At 61.7% G+C, this 19,313-nt stretch carries 13 protein-coding genes and 2 pseudogenes; 8 read left to right on the plus strand and 7 right to left on the minus strand.

The window, feature by feature from the left end; all coding sequences use genetic code 11:
- Positions 1-10 precede the first annotated feature (10 nt).
- Positions 11-1,255: an MFS transporter gene (locus LKK40_RS00410; RefSeq protein WP_434735086.1), complete on the minus strand. Its 1,245-nt coding sequence runs from the start codon at positions 1,253-1,255 to the stop codon at positions 11-13.
- Between the two features lie 231 nt (positions 1,256-1,486).
- Here LKK40_RS00410 and LKK40_RS10735 point away from each other — a divergent pair.
- Positions 1,487-1,976 (plus strand): annotated as a pseudogene (locus tag LKK40_RS10735) (response regulator); the annotation flags it as partial.
- 152 nt (positions 1,977-2,128) lie between these two features.
- Positions 2,129-2,311 (plus strand): annotated as a pseudogene (locus LKK40_RS10740) (response regulator transcription factor); the annotation flags it as partial.
- A 200-nt stretch (positions 2,312-2,511) separates the two neighbouring features.
- Here LKK40_RS10740 and LKK40_RS00420 read toward each other — a convergent pair.
- From LKK40_RS00420 to LKK40_RS00440, 5 genes are all read right to left on the minus strand, one after another.
- Entirely contained in the window at positions 2,512-5,214 is a 2,703-nt protein-coding gene (locus LKK40_RS00420) for an ABC transporter permease (protein ID WP_304308260.1), read from the minus strand.
- Positions 5,202-6,026 carry an ABC transporter ATP-binding protein gene (locus LKK40_RS00425; protein ID WP_273194973.1) on the minus strand — a complete coding sequence of 275 codons (825 nt, stop codon included), beginning with the start codon at positions 6,024-6,026 and terminating at the stop codon, positions 5,202-5,204. Before LKK40_RS00425 ends, LKK40_RS00420 begins: the two co-directional genes overlap by 13 nt.
- Positions 6,027-6,244: 218 nt before the next feature.
- A complete protein-coding gene (locus LKK40_RS00430; protein WP_434735118.1) occupies positions 6,245-7,030 on the minus strand; it encodes an amino acid ABC transporter ATP-binding protein in 786 nt (261 codons plus the stop codon).
- On the minus strand, positions 7,030-8,712 hold the full coding sequence (locus LKK40_RS00435) for an ABC transporter substrate-binding protein/permease (protein WP_304308264.1): 1,683 nt from the start codon (positions 8,710-8,712) through the stop codon (positions 7,030-7,032). The genes LKK40_RS00430 and LKK40_RS00435 overlap by 1 nt, the downstream gene beginning before the upstream one ends.
- Before the next feature lie 143 nt (positions 8,713-8,855).
- Positions 8,856-10,172 carry an O-acetylhomoserine aminocarboxypropyltransferase/cysteine synthase family protein gene (locus LKK40_RS00440; protein ID WP_304308266.1) on the minus strand — a complete coding sequence of 439 codons (1,317 nt, stop codon included), beginning with the start codon at positions 10,170-10,172 and terminating at the stop codon, positions 8,856-8,858.
- 377 nt (positions 10,173-10,549) lie between these two features.
- Here LKK40_RS00440 and LKK40_RS00445 point away from each other — a divergent pair, with 377 nt between their 5' ends.
- The 4 genes from LKK40_RS00445 to LKK40_RS00460 all read left to right on the plus strand — a co-directional run bounded on the left by LKK40_RS00445 (position 10,550) and on the right by LKK40_RS00460 (position 15,593).
- On the plus strand, positions 10,550-11,434 hold the full coding sequence (locus LKK40_RS00445) for a pyridoxamine kinase (RefSeq protein ID WP_304308268.1): 885 nt from the start codon (positions 10,550-10,552) through the stop codon (positions 11,432-11,434).
- A 459-nt stretch (positions 11,435-11,893) separates the two neighbouring features.
- A complete protein-coding gene (locus LKK40_RS00450; protein ID WP_304308917.1) occupies positions 11,894-12,349 on the plus strand; it encodes a YraN family protein in 456 nt (151 codons plus the stop codon).
- Positions 12,349-13,881, plus strand: coding sequence for a YifB family Mg chelatase-like AAA ATPase (locus tag LKK40_RS00455; RefSeq protein WP_304308269.1), 1,533 nt, complete (start codon positions 12,349-12,351; stop codon positions 13,879-13,881). Before LKK40_RS00450 ends, LKK40_RS00455 begins: the two co-directional genes overlap by 1 nt.
- Positions 13,882-14,033: 152 nt before the next feature.
- Positions 14,034-15,593: a DNA-processing protein DprA gene (locus LKK40_RS00460; RefSeq protein ID WP_304308918.1), complete on the plus strand. Its 1,560-nt coding sequence runs from the start codon at positions 14,034-14,036 to the stop codon at positions 15,591-15,593.
- Positions 15,594-15,604: 11 nt separating this feature from the next.
- Here LKK40_RS00460 and LKK40_RS00465 read toward each other — a convergent pair whose 3' ends face one another.
- Entirely contained in the window at positions 15,605-15,949 is a 345-nt protein-coding gene (locus tag LKK40_RS00465) for an MGMT family protein (RefSeq protein WP_304308271.1), read from the minus strand.
- A 120-nt stretch (positions 15,950-16,069) separates the two neighbouring features.
- Here LKK40_RS00465 and LKK40_RS00470 point away from each other — a divergent pair, with 120 nt between their 5' ends.
- Positions 16,070-18,082 carry an FAD-binding protein gene (locus LKK40_RS00470; protein WP_304308273.1) on the plus strand — a complete coding sequence of 671 codons (2,013 nt, stop codon included), beginning with the start codon at positions 16,070-16,072 and terminating at the stop codon, positions 18,080-18,082.
- 84 nt (positions 18,083-18,166) lie between these two features.
- Positions 18,167-19,207: a succinate dehydrogenase/fumarate reductase iron-sulfur subunit gene (locus tag LKK40_RS00475; RefSeq protein ID WP_304308274.1), complete on the plus strand. Its 1,041-nt coding sequence runs from the start codon at positions 18,167-18,169 to the stop codon at positions 19,205-19,207.
- Positions 19,208-19,313 lie beyond the last annotated feature (106 nt).

Here is a 19,313-nt window from a genome sequence, read left to right on the forward strand (position 1 = left end):
ATCGCATCGCCTACTGCTGCTTGGTGAGGTCCTTTTGCAGGGCGAGCAGCACGAGGGCCACGAGCAGCAGGGCGGCGATGGAGAGGACGCCTATCGAGGCGTTGCCGGTCAAGGCAGTAGCCGTGGCGACGAGGAAGGTGCCGAGAATCGAGGCGGTCTTGCCGAAGATGTCGTAGAAACCGAAGTATTCGTTCGCGTGGTCCTTGGGGATGATCTTGCTGTAATACGAGCGCGACATGGCCTGGATGCCGCCTTGGAACACGCCGACGGCAATGGCGAGAATCCAGAAATCGACGGCGGTGCGCATGAAGAATGCGGCAAAGAAGACGATGAACAGGTAGGCGGCCGTTCCGACCATGATCATCGTCTTCGTGCCGAAGTGCCCGGCGAGCTTCCCGTACCAGATCGAGCAGGGAAAGGCGACGAACTGGGTGACCAGCAGCGCGATCACCAGCTGCGTGGAATTGATGCCGAGCTGGGTGGCGTAGGAGGTGCTCATCGAGATCACGGTATTGACCGCGTCGATATAGAAGAAGAACGCGAGCATGAACATCCACAGTGGCTTGTTCTTCACGATTCTGGTGAAGGTGTGGCCGAGTTCGGTGAAGGAGCTGCGGACGGCCTCGCCGATGTGATCGGCGGTCGTGCGGTAATGGGTCTGCCTGTAGCTCGTCAGAAGCGGGATGGTGAACACCGCCCACCAGATCGCCGTGATGATGAAGGACGCTCTCGTGCAGGCCGCCGTGCTCCATCCGAACGCCGCAGGACCGGCGAAAATCAGCGCGATGCACAGGATGAACGGCACCGTCGAGCCAATGTATCCCCAGCCGAAGCCGTGCGCCGAGACCTTGTCCATCCGCTCGTTGGACGTCGTGTCGACCAGCATCGAATCGTAGAAGGTTAGCGACCCGTTCAGGCCAATGGTGGCCAGCATGAAGACAATCAGGAACGGCAGCCATGCCAGGGGCACGGCCAGTGCGCAGCACGCCACCGCGCCCGTGCCGAAGAAGCCGAGGAAGAAGCGGATTTTCATGCCTTGCACGTCGGCGATCGAGCCGAGCACTGGCATCAGCAGTGCAATGACGATCGAGACGATGGTCTGGGCGTAGCCCCAGGTCGACACGATGTTGGTCTTTCCCGCCGCATGCAGCAGGGAGTTCGCATAGATCGGCACCACGGCGGTCGAAAGCAGCACGAAGGCGGAATTGCCGACATCGTAGACGATCCAGCGTTTTTCGGTGCTTGTCAATTTCATTGTTGATCGCTCTGGCACATCAATCATCGCAAACCCCGGTGTTATGAACTGTTCTTATCGTATCGTCTCCATCGTAGAGGTCTGCACGGCTCGATTCGCGTCCGCAGGATGAATATCACGTGAACATTATGGCGGATGACTCATCAAGCGCTGAACTGGATGACGGTGCCGGATAATGAATTCCGAGAGTCGCGGCCGCGCAAGAGTCACCCGGTTCGCTAGAGTGGGGGCATGAGCGAAATGCGGCGGATACGGGTAATCATTGCGGATGATCAGGAACTCGTGCGGGCGGGGTTCTCGATGGTGATTGGCTCGCAGGCCGACATGCAAGTGGTGGCGCAGGCCAATGATGGCGCACAGGCGGTGGCGCTGTCGGAAACGCTGCACCCCGATGTGGTGCTGATGGACGTGCGCATGCCCGGCATGGACGGCATCGAGGCGACGCGGCGCATCAGCGCGATGAATACCGTGCCGCCGAATCCGGATGACAAGGTGCAGAACAACGGTTACGACCCGCAAACAACGCAGACGACACATGTCATCATTCTCACGACCTTCGACCTCGACGAATACGTGATGTCCGCCATCAACGCCGGAGCCTCAGGTTTCCTGCTTAAAGACACTGAGCCGGAGACGCTGCTCAATTCGATTCGCACGGTCTTCCAGGGCAATGCGATCATCGCGCCGACCGCGACCAAACGGCTTATCGAGAAGATGCTGGATGGGGAGATCGCCGGCACTGGGCCGAATATGCAGAACGGCCAAAGCGGAATGAATGGGCAGCAGCACGGCCTGCTCTACGGAGCGCAAACCGATGGAAACACTTCGGTGCCAGCTCGCTACACTGACCCGGAGCTGGACGACCTGACCGAGCGCGAACTCGAAGTGCTCATCGAAATCGCCCACGGCCTATCGAATCAGGAGATCGCCGACAAGCTGTTCATCAGCCTGCCGACGGTCAAAACGCATGTGGCTCATATTCTGGCGAAGATCAACGCCCGCGACCGCGTTCAGGCCGTCGTGTTCGCGTATGAAAACGGGCTGATTGAGGCATAGCCGGTTTTCGGCTCACACTTTTTGAGTTCAGCGGAAAAAGTGCGAGTCAAACGAACAAGGAAGATGCGAGCTTTTAAGCACCATAATGGCGGAATTTCAACGTTTTTATGAATAAAAACCAAACATGAAATGTTCATGTGACTCACACTTTTCGGGTGAAATTAAAAAGTGTGAGTCACACTCCCAGAACACCGACCAGATTACGCTTCGGCGAGCGCTTCCACCGGAGCGGTTTTCAGTGCGCGCCTCGCCGGGAATACGCTGGCGAGCAGCGCGGCAACAGCCGCAACCACTAGCACGATGCCGTTGGTCTTCCAGTCAAAGGGCAGCGCGACGTCTCCGTAGAGGCTGAAGACGATGTAGGAGCCCAGCCAGCCGAATAGCGTGCCGAGCGCGATGCCTGCCAGTCCGCTGACCAGCGCGATAAGCAGCGCTTCTACGGACAGGGAGCGCCGCAGCTGGCTTCTCGTCATGCCGATGGCGCGCAAGGTGGCTGATTCGCGCGTCCGCTCGATGACGGACAGGCTCAGGGTGTTAGCCACGCCAATCAGCGCGATCAGCACCGCGACCGCAAGCAGCCCGATCAGCAGCGTCATCATGGTGTTGACGATGCCCTCCCAGCTTATCCGCTTGGCGATTGGCCCGGTCAGGCTCACCCCGGAATCGGAGCCGAGCGCGGCCTGCGCCTTCTGAACGGTGTCCACAAGATTCGTGGCATGCGGATCGACTGAGGCCAGCAGCATGTGGCTTTGCGCCGTCAGCGTGCCCGATGCAAAGAGCGCATCATCCACGAAAACCACAGCGTCGTAATTGTCGGACACTTGCCTGAAATCGCTCTGGTCGACCGATAGCGACAGTGCCTTCCCTGCATTCTTGCCTGAGTCAGAAACAGAACCAGTATGCGCGGCTTCACCACCGTCACCCGCCCGGAAGGTCGCAGTGTCTTTGAGGTCCATCGCCTTGCCGCTTAACGCGGAGTACTTGGGGAACAGCGCGCGTTTCCCGGCGATCTGCACGCCGCCGAGATTCGCATGCATCACCGATTGCAGCTTGCCAGCGTCAGCCACGCCGACCAGCAGCGTCGAATACTTATGGCCTGATTCCTCGACTGTGCCAGTCGCAACAGGCGCATACAGCGTGTGGGAGATGCCCGGCACAGCCGATATCTTGCTGGCGGAGCGCTGATTCAAACCATATCCCGTCACCACCAGATCGACGCTGTAGCGCGTATTGAGCGCATTGTTCATCGTCTCCTTGCCGCTGGCGGCCCCAGTCGCGATGGTCGAGACCAGTGTCACGCCAATCAGCAGCGCCAAGCCGGTGGCGGCGACGCGGCGCGGGTTCTTCTGGACGTTCGCGTTCGCGATTTTGGCCGATGGTCCAGCCCAGGAAACCAGCGTGCCAGCGCCTTTCATCAGCTTGGGCAGCCATGAGGCGGCAGTCAGCGCAAGACCGAGGAAAACAGCCACGCACCCGGCGATTGCGATGAGCAGGATAATCGAATATCCGTTGGCGCCGGAGCCTTGCGTAGGCTCCCCCGCGCTGATGTAACCGTGCATACGCACGACGGAGAACGCCGCCAGCGCCACGCCGGCAAAGGCAATCAGCGCGCCGAAAGCCGTACGCAGGCGGTGCCCGGTCGACGCGGCTTCGCTGAGTTCCATCGGCCGCAAGGCTTCAAGCGGGGTGACCTTGGTGGACGCGCGGGCCGAGCCAAGCGAAGCCAGCACGGTCATCAGGACGCCGAACGCCAGCGGGACGGCGATAACCGGCGCGGTGATGACCAGCGAGGCATGGGTCGATGCGCCGGTAAGCGCCTTGCCCAAGGCATCCGAGCGCACCGCCAGTGCTATGATGCCGATGCCCGCGCCGATGCCGATCAGCGAGGACACCAGGCCAAGCAGCATCGCTTCGAGAATCACCGAACGGTAGATCTGGCCTCGTTTCGCGCCAATCGTGCGCAGCAATGCGAAGGTGCGTCGGCGCTGCGCGACCAGAACCTGGAAGGTGTTGGCGATGACCAGCGCGGCCACGAGCATTGCGATGACGCCGAAAATCATCAGGAATACAGTCACCGGGCTCATGCCGCCCCCGTTCATCTGCTTGAGAGCCGTTTCCGAGGCAGCCTGACGCGATTGGACGGTGAAGTTCTGGGGCAGCAGCGGCCGGATGCGCGCAAGGGCGGCGTCGGCCTGGGCCGGATTGACATCGAGATACAGCCCGGGGACCTGAACCGCATCGAAGCTCGGCAAGCCTTGAAGGGCCGCCAAATCGGCATCGTTCACAATCGCCGCTCCCCCGTAATACGCGAAGGCGCCATTCGGATCGTCGCTCAGGCCCACGACCTGCATGGTCTGGGCTGTTTCGCCAGACGGCGAAGCTCCCGGGCCACTCTGGCCATCCGGGGCGCTGGAAGCCTGCCCGCTGATTTCGACGGCATCGCCGACGCTCGCGCCCAACTGCTGCGCCGTGCCCGAGGAAAGCACGATCTCATTGCTGGTTTTCGGCTGCCTGCCTTGGGAGACGGTCACCGGAAGCAGTTTTGCATCGTTCGCTCCCCCGATGGCGACGGCCGAAATATGCTTGCCTGCCTTGCTGGCCTCGATATTCGCTCGCGCATCGGCTCGCACGCCATTGACGCCGTCGATTGCGCGCATCGCGTCGAGATGGAAATCAGCGGCGGCACGGCTCCGCTGATCTTCCGACGAGGCATTGCTGTTGGCCGCAACGGTGTAATTCGCCTGGCCGAACGAGGCCAGAAGCTGCGAGCTGAGCGAATTGTTCATCGCGTTGCCGAAGAGGAAGGTGCTGGCGATGAACGCCGTGCCGATGACGATGGCGATGCCTGCGGGAATGAGCATCCGCAGGCTTTTCTTCATAAGCTGTAAAGTCACTGACCACATGGGAAGTCCTTAGTATCGGCCAGGCTGTCGGACATGCGCTGGGCAACGGTGGGCGCTGCGCTGCTTCGAGTAACGCGGTCGCGCTCTTCCATAAGCAGCTCGCTCATACGTTCGGCGGCGGGATCGGTTTCATCGGCCACGATGCGGCCGTCAGCGAAGACGATGGCGCGGTCGGCGTAGGAGGCGGCAACCGCGTCATGGGTAACCATGATGACGGTCTGACCCAGCTCCTTGACCGACTGCTTGAGGAAGCTGAGCACTTCGGCGCTCGACACGGAGTCGAGGTTGCCGGTCGGTTCGTCGGCGAAGACGACGGCTGGCTTGCTGATCAATGCGCGTGCGATGGCGACGCGCTGCTGCTGGCCGCCTGATAATTCATTGGGCCGGTGGCTCAAGCGGCCTTCAAGGCCCAGGGTCTCGACGAGCACCTTGAACCATGAGCGGTCTGGCTTCTCGCCGGCCAGAGTCAGAGGCATCAGGATGTTCTGTTCGGCGCTGAACATCGGCAACAGGTTGAAGCTCTGGAAGATGAACCCGACGCGGTGCCGGCGCAGCAGCGTCAGCTGATTGTCGTTCATCGAGGTAAGCTCGGCCCCGTCGAAGATGATTCTGCCGCCGCTGGCGGAATCGAGGCCGGCCAAGGTATGCATCAGGGTGGATTTTCCAGAGCCGGAGGGCCCCATGATCGCAGTAAATCGCCCTTGTTCAAAGCTGATATTCACGCCGCGCAGCGCATGGACCGCATTCTCGCCGCGCCCGTAGTCCTTCATCAGATTGATGGCTTCTATCGCCACCGGATTGCTTCCTGTCATCGCTTCGCTCTCCTTGCGTACTCGATGCTCGTTGCGTTTCAGAGCATTGTTGTTCGAAACACCTTTTACGCTACGCAAGCGAGCGGCCGGGCGACATCATGCGCAAGACCGAAAAAGCCGAGCCCCTCTCTCATCCTTGCGAATGAGAGAGGGGCTCGGCTTATGAAAAAGCAGACGGAGTTATATGAGGGCTATAGGAACGTAACTGTGCGCTTAATCTAGAGCACCTGCGACAGGAAGTGACGCAGACGGTCAGACTTGGGGGCTTCAAACACCTGGTCCGGATGGCCGGACTCGATGATCCGCCCCTCATCCATGAACATCACCTGTTCGGCGACCGATCGTGCGAAGCCCATTTCGTGGGTCACCACCACCAGAGTCATGCCTGAGTCCGCAAGCTCGGTAATAGTGCCAAGGACGCCCTTCACGAGCTCGGGGTCGAGCGCCGAAGTGGCCTCGTCGAAGAGCATCACCTCGGGATCCATTGCGAGTGCGCGGGCGATGGCGACGCGCTGCTGCTGCCCGCCAGACAGGCTCGCAGGGCGTGCATCAGCCTTGTGGCCAAGTCCGACCCTGTCGAGTTCGAGCAGCGCACGCTCGTTCGCCTCGTCCTTGTTAAGCCCCTTGAGCTTGATCAGCCCGAGCGTGACGTTCTCGCGCACGGTCTTGTGCGGAAACAGATTGAAATGCTGGAATACCATGCCCACACGCTGCCGCAGCTTGTCGGGATTGTCGCTGAGAACCGAACGACCGTCGAGCAGCACATCGCCTGAATCCGGCTCGGCGAGCCTATTGACGATACGCAGCGTCGTCGATTTGCCCGACCCCGAGGGACCGATGAGGCAGGCGGTCGTGGCAGCGGGCACTTCAAAGCTGATGCCACGCAACACCTTATTCGAGCCGAAAGCAAGGTGAACGTCGTTGAGTGCGACGCTGACGCCCTTGCGCTGCGGAGCCGCTGTCTTTGATCCGTTGGTCACGGCGGTTGTTTCGTTCACGGTCATTATGCCTGCACCTGCTTCTGTGTTTCGCTATCCGTTGCGCTTGCGATGCCACGAGACTCGGCACCGCTCGGCACCTGCTCGTCGGGGTCCTGCTTGACCGGCTTGCCCTCGCGCAGCCGCTTATCGATGTGGTTCACATAGTGGGTCAGCGGCACGGTAATCGCAAGATAGAATAGCCCGGCGAGCACCAGCGCCGACTGGTTACCGCTGTTCGCAGCAGCGTCGGCACCGATTCTGAACAACTCGCGCTGGCTGGCGAGAAGACCCAGGAAGTAAATCAGCGAGGAGTCTTTGATGAGCGCGATGAACTGGTTCACGAGCGCGGGTAGCACCCGCCTGATGCCCTGCGGAATCACGACGAGACGCATTGACGCGCCGCTCGAGAAACCGATTGCGCGAGCTGCCTCGTTCTGCCCCTTGTCAACGCTCTGAATGCCGGATCGGAAAATCTCGCCGATGTAGGCGCTCGCGATCAGCGACAGGGCGAGGATGCCCAGCGGATAGGGATTTGGACCCCACAGCTCGATGCCGAGCGGGGCAAAGCCGACGCCGATCAGCAGGATGGTGACCGCCGCAGGCAGGCCGCGGAAGATATCGGTGTAGACCCGAGCGGGCCACCGCAGCCAGCGGTGTCGAGACAGGCCCGCGACCGCGAGCAGGAGACCCAGAATCGTGCCGATGACGCCCGACGTCACCGCGAGTATCAGCGTGTTCGGAAGCCCCACCTTCAGAAGATCGGGGAACGCCTTCTTCATGGCATTGAAATCGAAGAACGCCGACCACACCGACCCCAGCGAACTGCCGCTGGCTGAGCTGGCTCTGTTACTCGTGGGCTTCTCGATGGAGCCCTTCCCTGAGCCCGGCACAAATTCCTTCGGAATCGCGCGCCCCGGGTAATACTGTTTTTGCAGCTTCAGCCAGGTGCCGTCGGCGACGACCTCGTCAAGGCCCTTGTTCAGCGCCTCACGCAGGGCATTGTTGCCCGGTGCCACGGCGTATGCCATGCCGCCGGGATCAAGCACCGAATCGACTGCGGCAAGCTTGCCGCCAGACTCCTTGGCGCTCTTCTCGCCGATCTCGGCAGGAGCTATCCACGCGGCAGCCCCGCCCGTGCGCAGCTGGTTGAGCGCCGCATTGTAATCATTGACGCGAACCGGGTTCAGCTTCTTGCGGGTCGCATAGTCGTCTTGCACCGTTCCCTGCACCACGGCGACGCGCTTGCCCGCCAAATCGTTGAACGACTTGACAGGAGAGCCGGCCGGGGCGATAAGGCCCAAGTAGCCGAAGTCATAGCGATTTGTGAAATCGACGGTCTGCTTCCGCTCTTCCGTGATGCTGATGGATGAAGAGCCGACGTCGAATTTGCCCCGCGCCACCTGCGTCAGCAGCGAGCTGAACTCGGTGCCGACGAACTCAACCTTCAAATTGAGCTTCTTGGCGACAGCAACCAGCAGATCGTTGTCGAAGCCGGTGAACTTGCCGTCTTTGAGGTACACGTTTGGCGGCGCATCGGTCAGCGTGCCGGTGAGCAGCACGCCCGGCTCGACGAGACCGTACGGGTTGTCCTTCGAATTGCTCGAAGAGCCCGCTGCCATAGCGGGTCCGCTGCCGATAAGCGCTACAAACGAGAGCACGGCGGCCAAAACTATCGTGGCAGCGAAGAGTCGCCTAACCTTTGTCATTTCAATCCCTTCAAAACTAAGCTGCCCGCCCAGATCATTACGTTTCTGGACGAGCAGCTTAGCTTCTATAACCGACGGGCGGCTATCGTGCTGTGCGAATGCGTTTCATGCCACCAAATGCCGTGATACCAAGAACTGCGGCGTCACTTCGCCAGACCGGATTCGCGCAATGCCGCGAATCCTTCCTTCAGATCATCGAGGATATCCTCGATGTTCTCGGTGCCGATTGACAGGCGAATCGTGCCCTCGTGGATGCCCTGGTCCTCCAGCTCCTCAGCGGTCTCCTGCGAATGGGTGGTCGAAGCCGGGTGAACCACCAGGCTCTTCACATCGGCGACATTGGCGAGCAGGCTGAACAAGTGCAGATTGTTGATGAACACGCGCGCCGCATCCTTGCCGCCCTTGATGTCGAAGGTGAAGATCGAGCCGGCGCCGTTCGGGAAGTACTTGAGATAGAGCTCGTGGTCGCGCCTGCCCTCGATGCTGGGGTGCGAGACGGACTCCACTTCCGGTACGGTCTGCAGGTACTTGACGACCTTGAGCGCGTTCTCGACATGGCGCTCGACGCGCAGCGAAAGCGTCTCGGTGCCCTGCAGCAGCAGGAAGGCCGCGAAGGGGCTGATCACCGCACCGGTGTCGCGCAGCAGAATCGCGCGAATGCGGGTGACGTAGGCCGCGCCGCCCAGCGCCTCGTAGAAGTTGAGGCCGTGGTAGGAGGGATCCGGCTCGGTGAGCGTCGGGAACTTGCCCGGCACCTCGGCCCAGTTGAACGTGCCGCCCTCGACGACAACGCCGCCCAGCGTGGTGCCGTGGCCGCCGATGAACTTCGTGGCGGATTCCACGACGATGTCCGCGCCGTGCTCAAGCGGGCGGAAGAGATAAGGCGTGGCGAAGGTGTTGTCGACAATCACCGGCAGATGATGGCGATGCGCGATCTCGGCGATGGCCTCGAAGTCGGGCAGGTCGGCGTTCGGGTTGCCGAAGGTCTCGAAGTAGACGAGCTTGGTGTTGTCCTGGATGGCGTCCTCGAAGTTCTGCGGGACCTCCGGGTCGACGAAGGTGGTGGTGACGCCGTCGCGCGGCAGCGTGTGGCGGAAGAGGTTATAAGTGCCGCCGTACACGTTCTTGGAGGAGACCAGATGATCGCCGGACTGAGTGATGTTGCGCACCGCATATTCGACCGCAGCCGCGCCGGAAGCGACGGCCAGACCAGCAGTGCCGCCTTCGAGCGCCGCGATGCGGTCCTCGAACACGCCCTGTGTGGAGTTGGTCAGGCGGCCGTAGATGTTGCCCGGGTCCTTCAGACCGAATCGCGCCTCGGCATGGTCGAAGTTGTGGAACACGTAACTCGTGGTCGCGTAGATCGGCACGGCCCGAGAATCGGTTACGGCATCGGCCTCCTCCTGGCCGACGTGCAGCTGCAGGGTCTCGAAACGGTACTGGTGGTTGCTCTCACTCATGTCATCCTCTTCTGTTGGTTGATTTGTTGATGCGTTGTGGAACGTTGGCCCGCTTCGTCGGGATGCTATGGGCGTCTGGCGAAGCGATAACCTGAGACTACGGCGTTCGCCGGCTCAACGGCAAGCTGGACGCTATCGCGTTCTCTTATAACCGATTAGCAAACGTTGCGATACGTGGCATTACCGCGGAAAACTCTGGTGCGCAAAACGTCGCCGGCAAGCCCTGAGACCTGCCCGACACGCCGAGCGAACGGATGGCGAAAACGCCCCGTAGCGGCGCACGGCTAGGGTCTAGAGTCGTATACGGCGAATCCTTCGGATGGTTTCCGGGCAATTCGGGCCAGACGCCATCCGAGCGTGCAACAGAAAGGCTATTCATGACTCAGGATGCTCAGGATGTGACATTGTTCGAACGCGACCCGCGCTATATTCCGCGCGTCGCGGCGGTGCACGACATGTGCGGCTACGGCAAGTGCTCGCTGACGGCGGCGATTCCGATTCTTTCGGCGGCCGGCTGCGATGTCTGCCCGGTGCCGACCGCCCTGTTCTCGGCCCATACCAAGTACAAGGTGTTCACCTTCCACGACACCACGGAGATCTTGAGCGGGTATCTCGACGCCTGGAAGCAGGAGGATGTCGATCTCGACGGCGTCTACAGCGGCTTCCTCGGCTCGGCCGAGCAGGTGGCCATCATCCAGCGGCTGTATCGCGAGTATCCCAAGGCGCTGCATCTGGTCGACCCGGTGATGGGCGATGGCGGCGAAATGTACCCGACCTACACCGAGGAGCTGTGCAAGGCCACGGCGCAGCTGGCCGACGGCGCGGATGTGCTGATGCCGAATCTGACCGAAGCCAGCCTGCTCACCGGGCGCAAGTATGCCGGGCAGAATCTTGACGACGCGCAAGTGGACGCCGTGCTGCAGGCGCTGCTCGACCTCGGTGCCAAGAACATCGTGCTCAAGGGCATCGATCGCGGTGACGGGCAGCTGCGCAACTATGTGGCAAGCGCTGCTACCGGCGTTGCGGCCAAGCGTGAGCTGGCGCACGAGAAGCTGCCCTTCATGATTCACGGCACCGGCGACGCCTTCGCCTCGGCGCTATGCGGAGCGGTAATGGCCGGTCGCACGCTTGTGGAGTCGGCGCAGATCGCCGGCGAATTCGTGCGCCATGCGATGCAGAGCACCCGCAACCAGCCGCATTACGAGGATCGCGGCGTGAGCTTCGAACTCAATCTGGGCGAGCTGGCTTCGCTGGTGAAGTGAGGCGCGGCGCCTGGGCTGGGCTGGTCCGGCTTGGGCGGACGGCATGCGTCCCTAGACTGTCTGCAGCGTACGTTTTGCAGCACGTTGCACACTCCCGTATCGGAAAACGTACACTGAGCTGTAGTTAGCGTACGTTTTCCAATACGGACATCTGTAACATGCCATAAAACGTACGCTGCATGTAGTACCCGGCATTGTGGATAACTCGATTTTGTCCACATCCTATCCACAACACGCCGGATTCGTACCCTTCGACCACATGACCTGAAATCGCTGTGCTCCGCGAGCGTTTTCTGGTCAACTGGTCATATGAACATACAGCTTATTGATACCCAGCCCCGCACCGATGTACGTCCGCTTATTCATACGCAACGCCCTGCCAACACAGAACACATCGGTTCGCAGGGCATCGACGCGCATCCTCTCGATGTCCTGCCAGGCAACGCGCAACAGTCCGGCATGACCCATGCCGCCACGATTCGCGGCATCGAATCCCCGGCTCTGGCAGCGGCGAGTGCATTGCAGGAGTTGTCCGCGCAGCTGCGGGACCCGACGCTCGCTCCGGCGCGTTTCGGCGTCCTTGGCGAGGAATACGCCGCTGCCTGGCTTGCCAGGCGCGGCTGGTCGACGCTGTCGCGCAACTGGCACACGCGCTATGGCGAATTGGATCTCGTCATGCTCGACCCGGAGCGCACGATTGTCTTCGTCGAGGTGAAAACCCGCCGCACCACGCGCTATGGGAGCCCACAGGAGGCGGTGACTGCGCGCAAACGGCTGCGATTGCGCCGGGCCGGGGTGCAGTGGCTGCTTGAGCCGGAGCATCGCATCGCGCATAACGGCGTGCGCTTTGACGTCATCAGCATTCTGCTTGAGGCGAGCGGGCCGAGCGTGCGCTATATTCCCGAGGCGTTCTGATGGCTATCGGCGGCGCTCTGTCGATCGGCCTGATCGGGCTCAAGGCCTTCGTCATCCAGATCCAGTCCTTCATCTCGCCCGGTCTGCCGTACTTCTCCATCATCGGACTTCCCGACGCTTCGTTGAGCGAGGCCCGCGAACGCGTGAAATCAGCCTGCCAGGCGAGCGGCTTCTCTTGGCCGCAGACGCGCGTCACCGTCAATCTCTCACCTGCGTCATTGCCCAAACGCGGATCCTCGCATGATCTGGCGATAGCTGCCAGCGTGCTCGCCGCGGCGGGCGCGATAGATGCGGACAACCTCGTGGACACCATCGTGCTGGGCGAGGTCAATCTCGATGGTACGGTGTTGCCGATCAATGGTCTGCTGCCAATCATGCTGCATGCCAAACAGCACGGCTTGCGCCGCATCATCGTGCCGCACGCCAATGAGGACGAGGCCAGGCTGGTCGGCGGGCTGGATACGGTCTGTGTGCGCCACGTCGGCGAGCTTATCGAGATGATGGGCGGAAATGCGAAGTACCAGTTGGCTCCCGAGCGCCGAGATGAAGCGCATGCGCTGTCACATGACAGTCAGGCTCCGATTGAACCGCAGGATATGAGCGAGGTCGTCGGCCAGGAGCACACGAAGTGGGTACTGCAGGTGGCTGCGGCCGGCGGGCATCATGTGTTGATGACAGGGCCGCCGGGTGCCGGCAAAACCATGCTTGCTTCGCGTCTGCCCGGTATCATGAGCCCGCTCGATGATGCGGAACAGCTCGAAGTAGCCTCTATTCGCTCTTTGTGCGGGACATTGGGCAGCTATGGCATCAGCGATATACCGCCATTCGAGGCACCGCACCATACCGCGTCGAACGCTGCGCTGGTCGGCGGCGGCTCAGGAATCGCGCAGCCTGGAGCCATTACGCGGGCGCATCGCGGCGTCCTGTTCATGGATGAAGCACCTGAGTTCTCTCCTCGGGCGCTGCAAACCTTGCGCGAGCCATTGGAATCAGGGTATATAGCGCTGTCACGCGCCAAAGGAACCACCTACTATCCTGCACGCTTCCAATTGGTTATGGCAGCGAATCCCTGCCCCTGCGGCTTCGGATACGGCGACGGGGAGCGCTGCACCTGCCGGGAAAAGGACCGCGTACGCTATTTTTCACGTCTTTCGGGGCCGATTCTCGACCGCATCGACATCCAAGTGGAAGTGCCGCCCGTCGAGCGGATAACCGGGCGGCTTGCGGCGCAGGGCGCATGCAGCCGGGATATGCGCCTGGCGGTGTCCAAGGCGCGTGCGGCAGCAAGAGAGCGTTTCCGCGAGCGGCATTGGGGCTGCAACGCCCAGGCGGGAGGCACTTGGCTGCGGGAGAATACCTCGCGCCAGGCCGTCGAATTGGTCAATCAGGCCTTGGAACGCAGACGGCTGAGCCTGCGCGGAGCCGACCGCGCCATGCGCCTGGCGTGGACGCTCGCCGACCTTGAAGGCAAGGACTCCCCCGGCAAATCCGAAATGATGCAGGGCATCGCGCTACGCACGAGGCTGTCATGAACGGCAACGCGAGCGTCCTTCTCGGCGGCGCAGACACTCCAAATGGGTATAAACCCACTGTGGTCAGACAGTCAGGCACCATGCGGCCAGAAGGCGCTGTAGCCAGTCAGACCGATGCTACGAACAGCAACGAGAACGCTGTGCCCAGCCACATGAGCGCTGCAGTCAGCGATGATACGGTTGCTTCACCGAGCAGTCAGCCGGTGGTTTCGCCGCCTGATGCCGAGACGCTCGCCCGAGCCACGCTTACCTTCTGCCTCGACGGCGCGGACGCCCTGATGTTCGCCCTGCTCAAAGGCGCACAGAACGCGCAGTCAGTGGTGACGCTGCTGCGCGAATCCGCAAACGACATGGCGCAATCCAGTCCACCGGAAACCAGCCTGTCGAGCACCAGCATGCATGCGCAGCGTGCGCTGGAATCCATGTTTGCCACGGGCATCGCACGCTGGGGTCGCAGCGTTGATCACCGGGGTATGCAGGTATTCCGGCGGGCTTTGCACCGATGGCTCGATCGTTTCACGCAATTGCCCAGCCACGACCCGCAGCTGCTATCGGACTGGTTCACGATGGACGGCAGCCAGTGGATCATCGCACCGCATAGCCAGTACTGGCCCAGTCAGCTGGCTGACCTGTCCACACGCAAGGATTGGGCGGCACCGCTGTGCCTGTGGGGATACGGGGAGCCATCAAGCCTTGTCGCGTGTCCCAAGCCGATAGCGATTGTCGGCTCGCGCGGGGTGAACGAATACGGGCGAAGCGTCGCGCATGACATAGCCTTGCAAGCGGCGGCCGATGGCCATGTCGTCGTTTCGGGCGGTGCATTCGGCACGGATGCAGCTGCGCACTGGGGTGCGCTTGAAGCCTCGCGCCGCGACGACATCGGGGCCGGCACCACCGTCGCGGTGTTCGCCGGAGGACTGAACCATATCGGCCCGCAGCGCAACGAGCGCCTGTTCGAAGCCATACTTGCCAACGGCGGAGCGCTTATCAGCGAGCTATGCCCCGGCACAGTGCCCGAAGCGCGGCGCTTCCTGCTGCGCAACCGAATCATCGCCGCCCTGTCCTCAACGGTTGTCGTGGCACAGGCCCGGACTCGCTCCGGCGCGCTCAACACCGCGAACTGGGCGGCAGAGCTGGGGCGTGAGGTCTACGCGGTTCCCGGCGACATCGATTCACCGGACAATGCCGGCTGCAATGCGCTCATCCGCGACGGCAAAGCCATCATTCTGTGCTCGACGCATCATATCGATGAGCTCTGTCACAAACGCCATGAACGATTTGCCCCGGAGGCAGAGCCAGCGGAGCCGATCAAGTCAGCTGATTCGCCCGAACTCGGCATATCGACGGAATCAGGCGAACAGGCAGAACAGACGAACGAATTGCCCTCCGACAGTTCCAGCGACAAGCAGGCACCAGCCAACGTCACATCCAAGCAAACTGAGGAGTCGCGCCGATATGAGTCGGTGCGTACCGCCATACGACGCTGCCACCGCCGAAAACTGGTTGCCAATCCTGAAGCGATACTCTCCATGCTCACTGGCGACACGACATTCGCACAGCTGACTGAAACGCTTGGCGAAATGGAGCTGCTGGGGATGGTCGAATTCGATCGCGGCGCGATCCGCATCACACAACAAGTGAGCGTCGACTCCGGCAACGCTCGAAACAATAGCCACCCTGATGCCCCGAAACAGAAGGAGCAACTCTCATGACCGAACTCGATTCACTCCTGCCATTGGCAGCGCTGCAAGTCGACCAGCCAGCCGTCCTCGCCTGCGTTGGCATGGCTTTTGGCGGGCGGGATGAAGGATACGCCTTCGTCCTCCAACAGTACGCGCTGGCGTTCCGGGCCGCCGAAGGCGAATCCGGGGGCGAGCGAGCCGTCGCGGAAGACCACGCGATGACAGGGTATGACGCCCGGCTCCGGGTTGGAATGCAGGGCGTAGCCGACGATGCGCGCATTGCGGGGGTTGCCAGCCAAGGCCGCCACCTGGCCATAGGTCGCCACCTTGCCCAGCGGAATGCGGCGGACGACATCGTAGACACGACTGCTGAAGGATTCACTCATGTCCCCATTATCGGTCACCGGCTCGAAAATGCGATGCCGGTCCGCACCCGACGCGCCAAACGCGCCCGGACGCGCGGCAGGCCGGCCCCGCGAGTCCTCCCGTGTGCAAGAATCGAGGGTATGAGTCCCGAACATGTGGAAGAAATGTATGACGCAATCATCGTGGGTGCCGGAGCCGCCGGATTGTCTGCGGCCTTGGGGCTGCTGCGCTCGCCAGCGATGCAGACGGCGCGGGAGAACGGCGCGGAACCGAAGATCCTGGTGATTTCCAAGCTGCAGCCGCTGCGCTCGCACACCGGCTCGGCCGAAGGCGGCATCGCGGCGAGTCTGGGCAACGTCGAGCACGACGACTGGCATTGGCACTACTACGACACCGTCAAAGGTGGCGATTGGCTGGTCGATCAGGACGCCGCACAGGTGCTGGCGCAGTACGCGCCCGAAACCGTCATCAATTTGGAACGCTCAGGGGCCGCATTCTCCCGGACCGCAGACGGGCATATCGCCCAGCGGCGTTTTGGCGGCCACACCGCTGATTTCGGGCATACGCCGATTCGACGCGCCGCATATTCCGCCGACCGCGTCGGGCATCAGATTCTATTCGCGCTGTGGCAGCAGTGCGTGGCGAACGGCGTCGAGTTCGCCGAGGAATGGGTCGTCACCGACCTTGTGCTGAACGAGCCGAAAGACGCGGTGCAGGGAGTCGTCGCCTTCGACACGCATGCGGGCGACGTCCATGCGCTGCACGCGAGAACCGTGCTGCTTGCCACCGGCGGCGCAGGGCGGCTATTCCATACCACAACGAACTCCTGGGACCTGACCGGCGATGGCATGGCTCTTGCGCTTGAAGCCGGATTACAGCTTGAGGACATGGAGTTCATTCAGTTTCACCCCACCGGGCTGGCCCACAGCGGCATACTGCTTTCCGAAGCAGTCCGCTCCGAAGGCGGCGTGCTGCGCAATGCGCACGGCGAGGCCTTCATGCAGCACTATGCCCCAGAGCACGGCGATCTGGCGGCTCGTGATGTCGTCAGCCGGGCCATCATCGATCAGGTCGAACAAGGCCTCGGCGTGCCGGACCCGAAGGACCCCAATGGGCCGCACGATTGCGTATGGCTCGACATGACGGGCATCCCGACCGAACATATGCAGCAGAGCCTGCCGCAAGTGCTTGAAACCATTCATACCTATGCCGATCTCGATCCGAGCCGGGATTATGTGCCGATCAAGCCGACCGCGCACTATACGATGGGCGGCATCCCCATAAGCCTCGACGGCGAAGTATACCGCTGGCATGAAGACGCACGCGACATCATCCAAGGGCTGTACGCCGCTGGAGAATGCTCCTGCGTCAGCGTGCATGGGGCGAATCGACTGGGCGGCAACTCGCTGCTCGACGCCTGCCTGTTCGGCAATCGCGCCGGTGCAGCCATCGCGCGGAAGATCACGCAGCCGATTACAGGCGAAGGTGATGCAGCAATCAGTGATGCATTCGCCAACGCCGATGCAAGCAATGCCAACGAAGATCTGGTCAGTGTGAGCGCCGAACGCCGTCGCGCGGATGTGCAGCAGCTCTTGTCGCAGTGCGTCAACTCATCCGATTCTCGAGATGGCTTAGCCTCAGGCCACAACGCTGCTGCCACCGCGGCCGATGAAGCAACCGACGCTGGCACCACTGCAATGCCCTCCGATTCGCACGATTCAGCCGATAATCCCACCAACAACTCCGCTGATAATCTCGACGACAATCCTTACGAGCTGATGTCCGAGCTTGGCGAAGCAATGGAACGCGCTCTCGCCGTGCGCTGCGACGCGCACAGCATTGCAACCGCCCGCACATGGCTACGCAATGTGGCATCGCTCCGTGCACAAGCCCTTCGCAGCCATGCGCCGACGGCAGCATTCAATCAGGAGCTCACCGCGATTTGGGAGACACGGCATCTGACGACACTCGCCGACGCCGTGTTGCACGCCTCCGATGCGCGGCATGAGTCGCGCGGCTCCCTGTACCGCACCGATTTCACCGAGCGCGACGACAAGCATTACCTCGCCCATTCCATGACTGCAACCGACGAGGATGTGCTGTGGCAACCCGTGCATATTCTCGACATGCCGCCACAGGCACGCACCTACTAGCGTCTGGCGATCAGCTCGAACTGACCGAACCTCATGGCAAAATAGTGGCGTCAATCAGTGCAGCAAGGCAGGAAAGGCGGGCGCATGAGCGGCATAGGCAATGCTACGGCGACGGTCACGATACGGGTGAAACGCTTCGCGCCGCGACCCGAGCGACAGAATCGCCACGCCAGCAGCGCCTTGCGAAAGTCCGCATCGCCTTTCGGCTCGACGCGCAAACGCCCGCGCGGCAAGCAGTGGAGCCAGGAATACACGCTGCGCATCCACCCGCATGACACTGTGCTCGATTGCCTGCTCACCATCAAACGCACACTCGACCCGACGCTCGCGTTCCGTTACTCCTGCGGGCATGGCATGTGCGGTTCGGATGCGGTCGCCGTCAATGGCACGCCGACGCTGCTGTGCACGGCGAGAGTATCCGACTATGCGAAACAGCTACCGCACAACGCGCACAACGATGGGTTCCGACGCACTGCAACGGTGAACGCTTCCGCAGCAGCACACGACTTTGCCACGTCGAATGGCAGCGTCATAGAGGCAACTGAGCATGCGAGCGCAAGTTCAGCCAGCGCTACAGACATCAATGCAGACGCTCATGTAGCCGTCGACACAGCCGAAAGCACAGCCGAGCCGACGCAGTCCACGCCCGATCTTGGCGTCATCGAACTTGCACCGCTGCCTGGTTTCCCGGTGCAGCGCGATCTGATTGCCGACATCGACCCGATGCTCGATCAGATTAAACGTCTTCAGCCATACTTGCAGGCCGATGGCAAACTCGCCACGACCCGTGAAGGCAAGGTCGACGTCTTCGAATACCTGCAGAAACCGGAGCAGCTGGCCAAGTACGAACTGCTGAGCAACTGCATCGCCTGCGGCGTATGCGAGGGCAGCTGCCCGGTGTTCGCAGGCGGCGAAGCCTTCATCGGGCCTGCCGCACTGGTCATGGCTTCGCGTTTCCTCAACGATTCGCGCGACAATGCGGCCCAGCAGCGGCTCGATGCCATCGATACCGCTGACGGCATCGCCGCATGCCAGTCGGTGCGTGCATGCGGACGCCAGTGCCCGCGCGGTATCGACGTCGGCGAGGAGATGTGGCAGCTCACCACCGCCGTGCGCGAGCGCTGAATCGCTCAAGATGCATTACTGAAGTCATGCGCCGCGGATGCGTAGCTTTTTGCAAGCTAACTCGAAGCTACCGTATGGAATGCAACGGAATCGACCCATACAACGT

The organism is Bifidobacterium tibiigranuli, from assembly GCF_022655035.1.
GTDB classification, from domain to species: Bacteria; Actinomycetota; Actinomycetes; order Actinomycetales; family Bifidobacteriaceae; genus Bifidobacterium; species Bifidobacterium tibiigranuli_A.

Bases quoted from the DNA above. Each gene is read 5' to 3' on its own strand.
- LKK40_RS00445 (WP_304308268.1), top strand. From the start codon at position 10,550: ATGACTCAGGATGCTCAGGATGTGACATTGTTCGAACGCGACCCGCGC.
- LKK40_RS00450 (WP_304308917.1), top strand. From the start codon at position 11,894: ATGACCCATGCCGCCACGATTCGCGGCATCGAATCCCCGGCTCTGGCA.
- LKK40_RS00455 (WP_304308269.1), top strand. From the start codon at position 12,349: ATGGCTATCGGCGGCGCTCTGTCGATCGGCCTGATCGGGCTCAAGGCC.
- LKK40_RS00410 (WP_434735086.1), bottom strand. From the start codon at position 1,255: ATGAAATTGACAAGCACCGAAAAACGCTGGATCGTCTACGATGTCGGC.
- LKK40_RS00435 (WP_304308264.1), bottom strand. From the start codon at position 8,712: ATGACAAAGGTTAGGCGACTCTTCGCTGCCACGATAGTTTTGGCCGCC.
- LKK40_RS00465 (WP_304308271.1), bottom strand. From the start codon at position 15,949: ATGAGTGAATCCTTCAGCAGTCGTGTCTACGATGTCGTCCGCCGCATT.
- LKK40_RS00420 (WP_304308260.1), bottom strand. From the start codon at position 5,214: ATGTGGTCAGTGACTTTACAGCTTATGAAGAAAAGCCTGCGGATGCTC.
- LKK40_RS00430 (WP_434735118.1), bottom strand. From the start codon at position 7,030: ATGACCGTGAACGAAACAACCGCCGTGACCAACGGATCAAAGACAGCG.
- LKK40_RS00475 (WP_304308274.1), top strand. From the start codon at position 18,167: ATGAGCGGCATAGGCAATGCTACGGCGACGGTCACGATACGGGTGAAA.
- LKK40_RS00425 (WP_273194973.1), bottom strand. From the start codon at position 6,026: ATGACAGGAAGCAATCCGGTGGCGATAGAAGCCATCAATCTGATGAAG.
- LKK40_RS00470 (WP_304308273.1), top strand. From the start codon at position 16,070: ATGAGTCCCGAACATGTGGAAGAAATGTATGACGCAATCATCGTGGGT.
- LKK40_RS00460 (WP_304308918.1), top strand. From the start codon at position 14,034: ATGAGCGCTGCAGTCAGCGATGATACGGTTGCTTCACCGAGCAGTCAG.
- LKK40_RS00440 (WP_304308266.1), bottom strand. From the start codon at position 10,172: ATGAGTGAGAGCAACCACCAGTACCGTTTCGAGACCCTGCAGCTGCAC.